This is a genomic window from Pseudomonas sp. B2021, assembly GCF_018135665.1.
Taxonomy (GTDB): domain Bacteria; phylum Pseudomonadota; class Gammaproteobacteria; order Pseudomonadales; family Pseudomonadaceae; genus Aquipseudomonas; species Aquipseudomonas lactis.
The window spans coordinates 1,025,253-1,037,280 of record NZ_SMOF01000001.1; the positions used below are offsets into that span (position 1 = coordinate 1,025,253).

At 61.8% G+C, this 12,028-nt stretch carries 13 protein-coding genes; 2 read left to right on the forward strand and 11 right to left on the reverse strand.

What is annotated here, in order from left to right:
* Positions 1 to 41: 41 nt before the first annotated feature.
* The 11 genes from E1K68_RS04530 to E1K68_RS04580 all read right to left on the reverse strand — a co-directional run bounded on the left by E1K68_RS04530 (position 42) and on the right by E1K68_RS04580 (position 9,674).
* Positions 42 to 533: a DUF2878 domain-containing protein gene (locus E1K68_RS04530; RefSeq protein WP_034134408.1), complete on the reverse strand. Its 492-nt coding sequence runs from the start codon at positions 531 to 533 to the stop codon at positions 42 to 44.
* A complete protein-coding gene (locus E1K68_RS04535) occupies positions 526 to 1,797 on the reverse strand; it encodes a cyclopropane-fatty-acyl-phospholipid synthase family protein (protein ID WP_020302482.1) in 1,272 nt (423 codons plus the stop codon). Before E1K68_RS04535 ends, E1K68_RS04530 begins: the two co-directional genes overlap by 8 nt.
* Positions 1,784 to 2,593, reverse strand: a complete 810-nt coding sequence (locus E1K68_RS04540; RefSeq protein ID WP_003188369.1) for a DUF1365 domain-containing protein — start codon at positions 2,591 to 2,593, stop codon at positions 1,784 to 1,786. Before E1K68_RS04540 ends, E1K68_RS04535 begins: the two co-directional genes overlap by 14 nt.
* Positions 2,590 to 3,837 carry an FAD-dependent oxidoreductase gene (locus tag E1K68_RS04545; protein WP_169855835.1) on the reverse strand — a complete coding sequence of 416 codons (1,248 nt, stop codon included), beginning with the start codon at positions 3,835 to 3,837 and terminating at the stop codon, positions 2,590 to 2,592. Before E1K68_RS04545 ends, E1K68_RS04540 begins: the two co-directional genes overlap by 4 nt.
* Entirely contained in the window at positions 3,834 to 4,616 is a 783-nt protein-coding gene (locus E1K68_RS04550; protein ID WP_003188373.1) for an SDR family NAD(P)-dependent oxidoreductase, read from the reverse strand. The genes E1K68_RS04545 and E1K68_RS04550 overlap by 4 nt, the downstream gene beginning before the upstream one ends.
* Entirely contained in the window at positions 4,613 to 5,035 is a 423-nt protein-coding gene (locus tag E1K68_RS04555) for a nuclear transport factor 2 family protein (protein WP_014716844.1), read from the reverse strand. The genes E1K68_RS04550 and E1K68_RS04555 overlap by 4 nt, the downstream gene beginning before the upstream one ends.
* Complete coding sequence (gene phrB / locus E1K68_RS04560) at positions 5,028 to 6,470, reverse strand: deoxyribodipyrimidine photo-lyase (protein WP_094775123.1); 1,443 nt, start codon at positions 6,468 to 6,470, stop codon at positions 5,028 to 5,030. The genes E1K68_RS04555 and phrB overlap by 8 nt, the downstream gene beginning before the upstream one ends.
* The gene (locus E1K68_RS04565) at positions 6,471 to 7,400 is read right to left on the reverse strand and encodes a MerR family transcriptional regulator (RefSeq protein WP_032893648.1); all 930 of its coding nucleotides are present in this window, start codon (positions 7,398 to 7,400) and stop codon (positions 6,471 to 6,473) included.
* Positions 7,401 to 7,403: 3 nt separating this feature from the next.
* Positions 7,404 to 8,363 (reverse strand): DUF523 and DUF1722 domain-containing protein, encoded by a 960-nt coding sequence (locus E1K68_RS04570; RefSeq protein WP_034134404.1) that lies wholly within the window; start codon positions 8,361 to 8,363, stop codon positions 7,404 to 7,406.
* Between the two features lie 112 nt (positions 8,364 to 8,475).
* The gene (locus E1K68_RS04575; RefSeq protein WP_003188381.1) at positions 8,476 to 8,691 is read right to left on the reverse strand and encodes a TIGR02450 family Trp-rich protein; all 216 of its coding nucleotides are present in this window, start codon (positions 8,689 to 8,691) and stop codon (positions 8,476 to 8,478) included.
* On the reverse strand, positions 8,688 to 9,674 hold the full coding sequence (locus E1K68_RS04580) for an NAD(P)/FAD-dependent oxidoreductase (RefSeq protein ID WP_212613830.1): 987 nt from the start codon (positions 9,672 to 9,674) through the stop codon (positions 8,688 to 8,690). The genes E1K68_RS04575 and E1K68_RS04580 overlap by 4 nt, the downstream gene beginning before the upstream one ends.
* Positions 9,675 to 9,886: 212 nt before the next feature.
* Here E1K68_RS04580 and E1K68_RS04585 point away from each other — a divergent pair, with 212 nt between their 5' ends.
* Positions 9,887 to 10,786 carry a TIGR01777 family oxidoreductase gene (locus tag E1K68_RS04585; RefSeq protein WP_212613831.1) on the forward strand — a complete coding sequence of 300 codons (900 nt, stop codon included), beginning with the start codon at positions 9,887 to 9,889 and terminating at the stop codon, positions 10,784 to 10,786.
* A gap of 14 nt (positions 10,787 to 10,800) precedes the next feature.
* A complete protein-coding gene (hemH, locus tag E1K68_RS04590; protein ID WP_212613832.1) occupies positions 10,801 to 11,826 on the forward strand; it encodes a ferrochelatase in 1,026 nt (341 codons plus the stop codon).
* The last annotated feature ends 202 nt before the right edge of the window (positions 11,827 to 12,028 follow it).

A 12,028-nucleotide genomic window follows, 5' to 3' on the forward strand; every position in this document is an offset into this window, starting at 1 on the left:
AAGGCAAGTGCGCTAGACGCGTATGAATGCTCGGACGGGCGTCAATGCTCCAGCCTCTGCGCAATCCTGTGCAACAGCGGAAAGAGCATGGCCCATAACAGCGCCAGGCCGATCAGTGTTGGGATGGTGCCGTACCCAAAACTCACACCCGCCAATTGGCTGCCGGCGTAATAAGACAACGGCCCGCCCACCGCGCCTAGCAGGCTGGCCAGCCACCAGGGCTGTGCGCTCCAGGCCAGGCAATGCCGCAAGGTGGTGGCCAGCAAGGCCCATAACAGTATCAGCCACAGCGGAATCAATGGCCCCGGTGTATTGAACTCAAACACGCCCAGCCCGCGCAGTGCCGTATCGACCAGGGTGCCCAGCACCGTCACGGCCAGAATCACTTGCCCCTCTCTGGTCCATGAACTTATCCACAGAAGATGGACGCCCAGCGCCGCGATACCAATCAGCAGCCAACGGCTATCGCCGCCGAGCACGCAGACAAACCAGCCGCACTGAAACAGCACGGCATTGGCCAGGGGTTTAAGCACTGAAACGCCCGAGCAGCGGTGGATTGATCGCCGCCGGTTTGGCCAGCAGCAACTGTGCGGTGCCGATGGTGCGCTCCATAAAGCCGCCTTCGCAGTAGCACAGGTAAAACTCCCACAGGCGCAGGAAGTACTCGTCATAACCCAGTTCCGCAAGACGGCCATGGGCGCGGCGAAAATTCTCATGCCACAGGCGTAGGGTACGGGCGTAGTGCAGGCCGAAGTCTTCCATGTGCAGCAGGTTCATGTCGGTGTCGCGGCTGACGATTTGCAGCATGTTTTGCACACAAGGCAGCGCGCCGCCGGGGAAGATGTAGCGCTGGATAAAGTCGACGCTACGCTTGGCCTGTTCAAAGCGCTGTTCACGTATGGTGATGGCTTGCAGCAGCATCAAGCCGTCGGGCTTGAGCAACTGGGCACATTGTTTGAAATAGGTGGGCAGGAAACGATGGCCCACCGCTTCAATCATTTCGATCGACACCAGTTTGTCGTACTCACCGGTGAGGTCGCGATAATCGCTCAGCAGCACCGTCACTTGGTCTTGCAGGCCCAGCGCCTCAATACGCTGCGCGGTGTAGGCGAACTGTTCCTTGGACAGGGTCGTGGTGGTGACCCGACAACCGTAATGCTGCGCCGCATACAACGCCATGCTGCCCCAGCCGGTGCCGATTTCCAGTAGATGGTCGCTGGGCTTAAGCGCCAGTTTCTGGCAGATGCGCGCCAACTTGTTCAGTTGTGCCTGTTCCAGGGTGTCATCGGGGGTCAGGAACTGCGCCGCCGAGTACATCATCGTGGGATCGAGAAATTCTTCGAACAGGTCGTTGCCCAGGTCGTAATGGGCGGCGATGTTTTTTTGCGAGCCTTTGCGTGTGTTGCGGTTGAGCCAGTGCAGGCCCTGAGTGAACGGCCGGGCCAGGCGAGCCAAGCCACCCTCCATGGCGTCGAGCACCTCCAGGTTGCTGACCATCACACGCACCACGGCGGTGAGGTCGGGACTGGTCCAATAACCATGGATAAACGCTTCGCCGGCGCCGATCGAGCCATTGGCCGCCACCAGCCCCCATACCGCCGCGTCGAGAATCTGGATCTCGCCCAGCAGGTGCGCTTCCCGTGCGCCGAAGACTTGCCGCTCGCCATCCTCGATGATCACCAACTGGCCGTGGCGCAATTGGCTGAGCTGGCGCAACACGCCTTTGCGCAATAGCGCAGCGGTCATGCCGTTGACGTTCAGGCGGTTAGCCTTGACCGATAAGCTAGGGGATTTCATGGCGGCGATCCTTGGTATACCCGACTGCGGTGCGAGAGGCGCCATCGGCGGCCTGGTGGGAAAAAATCGGTGTGCGTTTGAGCAGCAGGCGCAAAGCTTGCCAATAGATTGCAAGGCCGGTCTTGGCGGTCATCCAGGGAAAGCGCCACAAATAGCGATGCAGGCTGGCGCGGCTCAGTGCCTGTTTTTCCAGGCTCAAGGTGGCATCGAAGACTTTTTGCGTGCCTTGCCAATCGGCCATGTGCACGCCGAGCCTGGCGGCGGGTGGGCTGAAACTCATGCGGTATTCCAGGCCGCGAGGCAAAAACGGCGACACATGGAAGGCCTTGGCCACGGCGAAATGCTGGTGCTCATCGGCGCCCAGTGCCTGGGCGGGCAGCACGTAGTGATAGCGCTCGCGCCATGGGGTGTTGGTCACTTCACACAGGATCGCGGCCAGTTGCCCGTCAGCCTCGAAGCAGTAGAAGAAACTCACCGGGTTAAAAGCCAGGCCCCAACTGCGGGCCTGGGTCAGCAGGCAGATAGCGCCCTGGGGTGTTTGCCCCAGGGCCTTGCCGACTTCCTGGCGCACGGCATCGCTCAGGCTCATGCCGTGGCGCGTGAATTCACGCAGGTAATCCTGCTGGCGGAAACCGAAAGGCGCCAGGCGACCCGTGCCGGCCAGCGGCGAAAGCCCCAGTACTTCATCCTCTTCACTGAGGTCCAGGTACAACAGGCCGATGCGGTAGCGAAAGGCGTGGGCCTTGGGCGTAAACCGGCGATGGGCGATCCAGCCGCTGTACAAGGCGCTGTTCACAGGGTTTCCCCAAAAGCCTGGGCCACGCGCAGGGCGCTGACCACGCCATCTTCGTGAAAGCCGTTGGCCCAGTAGGCCCCGCAGTAAAAGGTATTGCGCACGCCGTTCACTTCTTCCCAGCGTGCCTGCGCCGCCACTGCGGCCAGGCTGTATTGCGGATGCGCGTAGGTGTAGCGCGCCAGGATCTTCAGCGGGTTGATCATCGGCGTCTGGTTGAGGCTGACGCAAAAGGTAGTGGCGCTGTCGATGCCTTGCAGGATGTTCATGTCATAGGTGACGGCGGCCTGTTGTTGCACGTTGCCCGTCAGCCGATAGTTCCAGCTGGCCCAGGCCAGTTTGCGGTCGGGCAGCAGGCGTGTGTCGGTGTGCAGCACCACGTCGTTGTCGGCGTAGGGCAGGGCACCGAGGATCTGCTGTTCGGCCTGGCTGGGGTCGTCGAGCAAGGCCAGGGCCTGATCGCTGTGGCAGGCGAACACCACGCGGTCGAAGGTTTCGCTGCCGGCCGGGCTGTGGATAACTACACCTTCGTCGCTGCGTTGCACCTTATGCACAGGGCAGTTGAGCCGTATCTGTTCGCGAAAGCTGCGGGTCAGCGGCTCGATATAACAGCTGGAGCCGCCTTCGATCACGCACCATTGCGGGCGGTTGCTCACCGAAAGCAAGCCGTGATTCTTGAAGAAGCGCACAAAAAACTGCAGCGGAAACTTGAGCATATCGGCCAAGGACATCGACCAGATGGCCGCGCCCATCGGCACGATGTAATGCCGGATAAACCTGGGGCCATAGCCGCCAGCGGTGAGGTAATCGCCCAGGGTCATGTCGGCGCTGATGCGCTGCTCTTGCAAGTCCAGGGGCGCCTGGCGATTGAAGCGCAGGATATCGCGCAGCATGCCCCAGAACCCCGGCGACAGAATATTGCGGCGCTGGGCAAACAGACTATTGAGGTTGTTGCCGTTGTACTCAAAGCCGGTGCTTTGGTCGCACACCGAAAAGCTCATCTCGGTGGGTTTGAACCTGACCCCGATTTGCTCCAGCAAGCGGATGAAATTCGGGTAGGTCCAGTCGTTGAACACAATGAAGCCCGTGTCCACCGCATAGCTTTTGCCGTCGACCGTCACGTTGGCCGTGTGGGTATGCCCGCCAATGCAGTCACTGGCTTCAAACAGCGTAATGTCGTGGCGACGGCTGAGCAGGTAGGCGCTGGTCAGCCCGGCGATGCCGCTGCCGATAATGGCGATCTTCACAGGTCGTCCTTCTTCGGTGGCGGGCTGCGCAGCATGCGTTTGCCGATGATCAGTTGCGCGCGGTTGGGGAGCTTCGACAGCGGCCACAAGGTGGCAATGAACAGGGCCGGAAAGGCGATTTCCAGCGGGCGTTTTTCCAGCTTGGCGAAGATGTGTTTCGCGGCTTTGTCGGCCGGCCAGCTCAGGGGCATCGGGAAATCATTGCGCTCGGTCAGCGGCGTGTCGACGAAGCCTGGGCTGATCACCGTGACATCGATGTTTTCCGGCGACAGGCCGATACGCAGGGATTCGAACAAGTAACGCAGGCCGGCCTTTGACGCGCCGTAGGCTTCGGCGCGGGGCATGGGCAGGTAGGTCACGGCGCTGGCCACGCCCACCAGATGCGGGGTACGCCCGGCGCGCAACAGCGGCAGCGCGGCCTCGATGCAATAACTGCTGGCCAGCAGGTTGGTGCGCACCACGTGCTCGATGATCGAGGCGTCAAATTGCCGGGCGTCCACGTATTCGCAGGTGCCGGCGTTGAGGATCACGGTGTCCAGTGAACCCCAGACCTCGCTGATACGCTCACCGATCTCGCGCACGGTCTGGCTGTTGGTCAGGTCGCCGGCCACCACCAGCACCTGGCCTGGATAACGAAGGGCGAGGGCATCTAGCGGGCCTTGGGTGCGGGAACTGAGGGCCACGTGGGCGCCGCTGTCGAGCAACTCCACGGCCAGCGCGGCACCGATACCACTGCTGGCGCCGGTCAGCCAGTAACGACGGGGCGGTGTAAGGCTCATCCCATTCTCCTTTTCAGCCAACGAATAACGCGACCCAGTAGGGGGACATGTTCATAGAGCAGGGCGCCGGCATCGAAGTAGTCGCGATGGCGGTAAACCTTGTCGTGCCACATCAAATGGGAACAGCCTGGCACCTCGATCACCTGGCCGCCGGCCAGGCGTGGGTGACGAAAACGCATCGTCCAGCGCAGGTAGCCCTCGCCTTCGGCCACGGTATCGAAGCCGTGGAAGTCAAAATTCAGCTCGCTGACGTTGCTGTACAAGTCGGCAAAGTAACGCTGCAACGCTGGCAGGCCCTGAACTTCATGCAGGGGGTCGGCGAAGGCGACGTCCTCGCTGTACAGGCGGCCGAGCAGGTGCAGGTTGTGCTTGTCCAGCGTGGCGAAGGTGGGGGCGAACTGGCGCAGGAAGTCACTCATGTTCGGCCATCTCCTGACGCGAAGGCAGCCGGCGAAATGCGGCCAAGGCGCGCTCGCGAGACTGTTTCAAATCGACGATGGCACGCGGGTAATCCGCCACCCCGAACAGTCCGCCAGCCGCTTCGGGGTTGTGCACTTGTTTTTTATTCAGCGCGGCCAGTTCCGGGAGCCAGCGTTTGATGAACACGCCGTCGCCGTCGAATTTTTCCGATTGGCTCAGTGGGCTGAATATCCGGAAATACGGCGCCGAGTCGGTGCCGGTGGACGAACTCCACTGCCAGCCGCCATTGTTGGCCGCCAGATCACCGTCGATCAGGTGGCGCATAAAGAAGCGCTCGCCTTCGCGCCAGTCGATTAGCAGGTTTTTGGTCAGGAACATCGCCACCACCATGCGCAGGCGGTTGTGCATCCAGCCGGTTTCCAGCAGTTGGCGCATGGCCGCGTCGATGATCGGCAAGCCGGTGCGCGCCTGTTGCCAGGCGGCCAGGTCTTCGGGCGCCTTGCGCCAGGCCAGGGCTTCGGTTTCCGGGCGGAACGCGCGGTGGCGGGAAACCCGTGGGTAGCCGACCAGGATGTGTTTGTAGAACTCGCGCCACAGCAGCTCGTTGATCCAGGTGATGGCGCCGATGTCGCCGCTTTCGAACTCGCCCTGGTTGGTTTGCAGCGCGGCGTGCAAGCACTGGCGCGGCGAAACCACTCCGGCGGCCAGGTAGGCAGAAAGCTGACTGGTGCCGGGCTTGGCCGGGAAGTCGCGTTCATCCTTGTAATAGCTGATCTGCTGATCGGCGAAGGCATCGAGGCGACGGCGCGCTTCGTCTTCACCCGCGGGCCAGAGGGCACGCAAGGTTTCGCTGGGTGTTGGGAACCCTTCTACTGCCGTCGGCACAGGGTCGCTCTTCACGCCAGGTTCGGCCTGGGCCTTTGGCGTCGGCACCACGCGGGGCAGGGCGCTGTGCAGGCGGCTGTAGCAGACCTTGCGGAACTGGCTGAACACCTGAAAGTAGGTGCCGGTCTTGGTCAGCACGCTGCCCGGCTGGAAAAACAGTTGGTCCAGGTAGCTGTGGAAGGTCACGCCGTCAGCTTCCAGGGCCTGGGCCACGGCGCTGTCGCGGCGGCTCTCGTGAATGCCGTATTCCTCGTTGACGTGTACCGACTCCACCGACAGCTCGCGGCACAGTTGGCTCAGCACCGTCGGCGCCTGGTCCCAGGTCGCGGCGTGGCGGATTAACAGCGGGATGTTGAGGTTGCCCAGTGCCTGGCTCAGGTGCTGCAAGTTGCGCAGCCAGAAATCGACTTTGCACGGCGCGTCATCATGCGCCTGCCATTGCTCGGGCGTGATCAGGTAAACAGCCGCAACGGGGCCACGCTGGCTCGCGGCCGCCAGGGCAGTGTTGTCGTGCAGGCGCAAGTCGGTGCGCAGCCAGATCAGATGCATTCAGACAATTCCACGCTGGATCAATAATTGATGGGCCGACAACAGGTCCTCGGCCACGGACAACTCAGGGATGTCCTGGGTTAATACGCCCAACTCGGCGTGGTGGATGCACACCGTTGGTCCGGCAATCACCGTGGGGCAACTAATGCCGCCCAACAGTTTGCTGAGTGCCGGCACCTGCAGGGCCTTGCTCGAATACAGCAGCACCGCACGCGGTTGCAGGTGTTCCACCGCCAGGGCCAGTTCGCCGACCGGCAGCGGCCAATCGAACACTTCCACCGGACAATCGGCACTGCTGGCCAGCCAGGCGCTGAGCCACAGGTGGGGTTCCAGGGGCAGGTCGGAATGATTGACCAGCAACAGCGGCGCGCCGTGGAGTTGACGATTGTTGTGATAGATCCGTGCGCCGAACTTGCTGCGCAACCAGGACAGGAAGAACACCCGCTCCATCTGCGCGCCGAACTGGCCCTGCCAGCGCTGTTCCAGCTCGTTGAGCAGCGGCAGCATCAATTGCTCGCACAGGGTGCGCGGCGGGTACAGCGCCATGGCCTGGTTGAACGCGTCATCGACCCGGCGCTCGGCCAGTTCACTGATGGCACTCACCAAATGCTGGCGCAGGCTCTGCCACTCGTTTTCCATCGGCTCCGGGCTGCCTTGGGCGGAGTCGATCAGCCCTTTGACCTGGCTGACCGGCACGCCGCGATTGAGCCAGGTGAGAATGGCCTGGATGCGTTGCACATGTTCGGCGCTGAACAACCGATGCCCTTTGGGCGTGCGCTGGGGCACGATAAGGCCGTAGCGACGCTCCCACGCGCGCAGCGTCACCGCATTCACGCCGGTCTGGCGCGCCACCTCGCGGATCGGCAGCCAGCCGTTTTCCAGGGCCAGGGCGAGGTCTTCGCCGGGTTCGTCGAGCAGGGCAGGTTTCATGGGTTAGATCGCATTACGCAGGCTGAGGTTTTCCGGGTGCGGTTGCAGGTAGGCCTGCTGCGCGATGTAGCGGTCCGGGTGTTGGCGAAAGTGGTGCTTGAGCAGGGTCAGCGGCACCACCAGTGGCACGATGCCGTGGCGGTATTGGCCGATGACGGTCTGCATTTCCTGTTTGTCATCGGCACTGATGGCCTGCTTGAGGTAGCCACTGATGTGTTGCAGCACATTGGTATGGGTACCGCGAGTCGCGCATTTTTTCAGGCCCGCCATCAGTTCGCTGAAATAGCCGTCGGCCAACGCTGGCAGGTCAATGCCTTTGCCCATGCTGCCGAGCAAGTGGCCCAGGCTTTTGTAATGCGCCGGGCTGTGGGCCATCAGCAGGTACTTGTAGCGCGAGTGAAACGTCAGCAAGCGGTGACGGGTAAGCCCGTCGGCCATTAGTTGCTGCCAACTGGCGTACACGAATACGCGGGTGAGGAAGTTTTCCCGCAGCACCGGGTCGTTCAGACGACCGTCTTCTTCCACCGGCAGGTTAGGGTGACGCGCACAAAACGCCTGGGCGTAAATACCGCGCCCGCCACCGTCGACGGGCGTGCCGTTGTCGCGGTAGACCTTGACCCGCTCCAGGCCGCAGGACGGTGACTTCTGCATGAAGATGTAGCCGCACAGGTCGGTATGTTCCTGGGCCATTCGCTGGCCGTAGTCGTCCAGTGGCTGCGTGACATTGAGCGCGGGGTTTACGCTGCCCACAGCCTGCGGATGGTCGGGGTCACCGACCAGGCGGATTGCTTGCCGAGGAATGCCCAGGCCGATGGCAACTTCAGGACACAACGGGACAAAATCGAAATAGTCACTGAGGGTCTGGCTGCATAGCAGGGACTGTTTATGACCGCCATTGAAGCGCACGTTCTCACCCAGAAGGCAGGCGCTGATGGCGATCTTCGGTTTCACATGGCTGGACATAAGCAAACCTCTGCAAGAATCCTGTACAAGCTAAAAATCTTGTACAACTAAATCTCATCATAGGCTCGATGTTGTACAAGTCAAATAATTTGTACAGGTTTGTGCGGCCGCGTTATTTCCAGCCGATTTTCCAGTCCTCAGCGTTTTTCAACGTCTCCCAGGGCAGGCGTTCAGCGCGCCGGGTGAGGATGGCTTGCAGTTCGATGTCCAGCACCGTGCCCTCTTCGTCACGGAACAACTCGGTGACCAGGAAGTGTTTTTCCTTGTGGCGCGGATGAGCTGCCGTCCATTTTGACAGCAGCAGTTTGGCGGGGTTGATGCGGTTCATTGCAGGTGCTCGATCAAGCGTCGTGCCGCTTCCTGGCCACTGAGCCAGGCACCTTCCACCCGACCGGACAGGCACCAGTCGCCGCAGACGAACAAGCCGAGGTCGGCGTCTGCCAGCACACCGAACTCATGGCTGCTCGATGGGCGCGCGTAGAGCCAGCGGTGCGCCAGGCTGAATGACGGCGCGGGCATGGCGCTGTGCAGCAGTTCGGCGAAGGCGCCGTGCAGGTGTTCGATCACCGCTTCCTTCGGCAGGTCCAGGTGGGCCTTGCTCCACGCGCTGGTGGCGTGCAGCACCCAAGTGTCGAGGGTGGTGTCGCGCCCAGGCTTGCTGCGGTTGCGCGCCAGCCAGTCGAGGGGGCTGTCTTGCACGAAGCAGCCTTCCATCGGCGTATCCAGCGGCTTGTCGAACGCCAGGGCGATGGCCCAGGTCGGGTCCATTTTTACCCCGGCGGCGGCGCTCGCCAGCTTGGGCGCGGCGGCCAGCAGGGCAGTGGCTTGGGGCGGCGGCGTGGCAATGATTACATGGCTGAAAGGGCCGTGATTGCCGCCGTCCGCGTCGAGCAGGTTCCAATGCTGCGTTCCCTGGAAGACTTCGGTGATGCGGCAACCGAACTCCACCGGCAAGTCGTCGAGCAGGGCGCGGGTGATGGCGCTCATGCGCGGCGTGCCCACCCAGCGGATCTGCTCATCGGGGGAGGGCGTCAATTGCCCGGACTTGAAGTTATACAGCTGGGGCTTCCACTGCTCGGCCCAGCCGTTGCTCTGCCAGCGCTGCACTTCGTTGACGAAGCGCCGGTCGCGGGCGGTGAAATATTGCGCGCCCATGTCCAGCGCGCCGGCGTCGCTGCGTTTGCTGGACATGCGGCCACCGCTGCCGTGGCTTTTATCGAAGAGTTGCACTGCATGCCCGGCGTCTTGTAGCGCTCGGGCGGCGGAGAGACCGGCGATGCCGGTACCAATGATCGCGATGGGAACAGTCATGGGAGGCCTCGTTTTACCGTTGGGTACAGACTACGCCGACACCAATAGCTGTACAATATTGTTTTTTGGTATAAGTTTTGGCGTGCCTGATTGTGTGGCGTGACCTATGGTTAAGCTAAGGCTTAAACCCCCGTCACGCTCCATTATCAAATTGATCCCTGCTTATAAAATAGACCAGTGAGCGGCGGCGAACGTTACATGAGGAGAGTCCCATGCATATTTTGCTGACCGGCGGTACCGGCTTGATCGGTCGCCAACTCTGCAAGCACTGGCTCGCACAAGGCCATCGCCTGACGGTGTGGAGCCGGCAACCGGAAACGGTCGCCCAGGTGTGTGGTGCGCAGGTGCTCGGGGTGGCGCGTTTGCAAGAGGTGATTGGCGCGGTGGACGCGGTAGTCAACCTGGCAGGCGCGCCTATCGCCGACCGGCCTTGGACCCACAAGCGCAAGGCGTTGCTGTGGAGCAGTCGCATTCACCTCACCGAAACCTTGCTGGCCTGGATGGAAAGTCTGGAGCAGAAACCGGCGGTGCTGATCTCCGGTTCTGCTGTGGGTTGGTACGGCGACGGCGGCGAGCGCGAACTGACCGAAGCCAGCGGCCCGGTGCTGGATGACTTCCCCAGCCAGTTGTGTATCGCCTGGGAGGAAACCGCCCAGCGTGCCGAAGCCTTGGGCATTCGTGTGGTGCTGGTGCGTACGGGGTTGGTGCTGTCTGCCGAGGGCGGCTTTTTGTCGCGCCTGCTGCTGCCGTTCAAACTGGCGCTGGGCGGGCCGATTGGCAATGGGCGGCAGTGGATGCCCTGGGTGCATATCAAGGATCAAATCGCCCTGATTGATTTTCTTCTGCACAAGCAAGACGCCAACGGTCCTTATAATGCCTGCGCGCCACACCCGGTGCGCAACCGCGAATTTGCCAAGACCCTGGGCCAGGTGCTGCACCGCCCGGCGTTCATGCCGATGCCGGCATTTGCGTTGAAGGTTGGCCTGGGCGAGTTGTCCGGCTTGTTGCTGGGTGGGCAAAAGGCTTTGCCTGAACGGCTGCAAGCCGCAGGTTTCACTTTCCAGTTCACTGAGTTGTGTGCGGCTCTGGACGACTTGTCCAGCCGCCTCTAAAGATAGGATGTTGCATGACCGATCACGCGTTGTTACTGGTCAACCTGGGTTCGCCAAAGTCCACTTCAGTGGCCGATGTGCGCAGCTACCTCAATCAGTTCCTGATGGACCCTTATGTGATCGACTTGCCGTGGCCGGTGCGGCGCTTGCTGGTGTCGCTGATCCTGATCAAGCGCCCCGAGCAATCGGCCCATGCCTATGCGTCGATCTGGTGGGACGAGGGTTCGCCGCTGGTGGTGCTGAGCCGCCGCCTGCAACAGCAGATGACTGCGCAGTGGACCCAGGGCCCGGTGGAACTGGCGATGCGTTATGGCGAGCCGTCCCTGGAAACGGTCCTGACACGCCTGGCCGCCCAGGGTATTCAAAAAATCACACTGGCGCCGTTGTACCCGCAGTTTGCCGACAGCACCGTCACCACGGTGATAGAGGAAGCCAAGCGAGTGGTGCGCGACAAGCAACTGAATGTGCAGTTTTCGATCCTGCAACCGTTCTACGATCAGCCCGAGTACCTCGATGCGCTGGCGGCGAGTGTGCGCTCTTATGTAGAGCAGGATTACGATCACTTGCTGCTCAGTTTCCATGGTTTGCCTGAGCGTCACCTGACCAAGCTCGACCCTACTGGCCAGCACTGCTTCAAGGACGCCGATTGCTGCAAGAACGCATCCCCCGAGGTGCTTGCCACCTGTTATCGCGCGCAGTGCTTCAGCGTGGCGCGGGACGTGGCCGCGCGGTTGGGTTTGCCGGAGGGTAAATGGTCGGTGGCGTTCCAGTCCCGCCTGGGCCGGGCCAAGTGGATCGAACCCTACACCGAGGCGCGCCTTGAGGCACTGGCCCAGCAAGGCGTGAAGAAGCTGCTGGTGATGTGCCCGGCGTTTGTCGCCGATTGCATTGAGACGTTGGAGGAAATTGGTGATCGCGGTCGCGAGCAATTTTGTGAAGCGGGGGGGGAGGAGTTGGTGTTGGTGCCTTGTCTGAATGATGAGCCGCAGTGGGCGGCGGCGCTTATTACACTGTGCGAGCGGGCGCCGGTTGCCTTGTAATCGAGGCCTGGGGTGATCCAATTGTGGGAGCTGGCTTGCCTGCGATGGCGGCCTGCCAACCGACGCTTCTCTACCTGACCCCCCGCGATCAACCTGTGGGAGCGGGCTTGCTCGCGAAGGCGGCCTGGCAGTCAACACAGTTGGATAGTGTACATATCCATTGCTGCGGTAACGGCCACCTAGGGTTCCGCTCTGACAGCGG

Bases quoted from the DNA above. Each gene is read 5' to 3' on its own strand.
- E1K68_RS04535 (WP_020302482.1), bottom strand. From the start codon at position 1,797: ATGAAATCCCCTAGCTTATCGGTCAAGGCTAACCGCCTGAACGTCAAC.
- E1K68_RS04550 (WP_003188373.1), bottom strand. From the start codon at position 4,616: ATGAGCCTTACACCGCCCCGTCGTTACTGGCTGACCGGCGCCAGCAGT.
- E1K68_RS04555 (WP_014716844.1), bottom strand. From the start codon at position 5,035: ATGAGTGACTTCCTGCGCCAGTTCGCCCCCACCTTCGCCACGCTGGAC.
- phrB (WP_094775123.1), bottom strand. From the start codon at position 6,470: ATGCATCTGATCTGGCTGCGCACCGACTTGCGCCTGCACGACAACACT.
- E1K68_RS04565 (WP_032893648.1), bottom strand. From the start codon at position 7,400: ATGAAACCTGCCCTGCTCGACGAACCCGGCGAAGACCTCGCCCTGGCC.
- E1K68_RS04570 (WP_034134404.1), bottom strand. From the start codon at position 8,363: ATGTCCAGCCATGTGAAACCGAAGATCGCCATCAGCGCCTGCCTTCTG.
- E1K68_RS04575 (WP_003188381.1), bottom strand. From the start codon at position 8,691: ATGAACCGCATCAACCCCGCCAAACTGCTGCTGTCAAAATGGACGGCA.
- E1K68_RS04580 (WP_212613830.1), bottom strand. From the start codon at position 9,674: ATGACTGTTCCCATCGCGATCATTGGTACCGGCATCGCCGGTCTCTCC.
- E1K68_RS04585 (WP_212613831.1), top strand. From the start codon at position 9,887: ATGCATATTTTGCTGACCGGCGGTACCGGCTTGATCGGTCGCCAACTC.
- hemH (WP_212613832.1), top strand. From the start codon at position 10,801: ATGACCGATCACGCGTTGTTACTGGTCAACCTGGGTTCGCCAAAGTCC.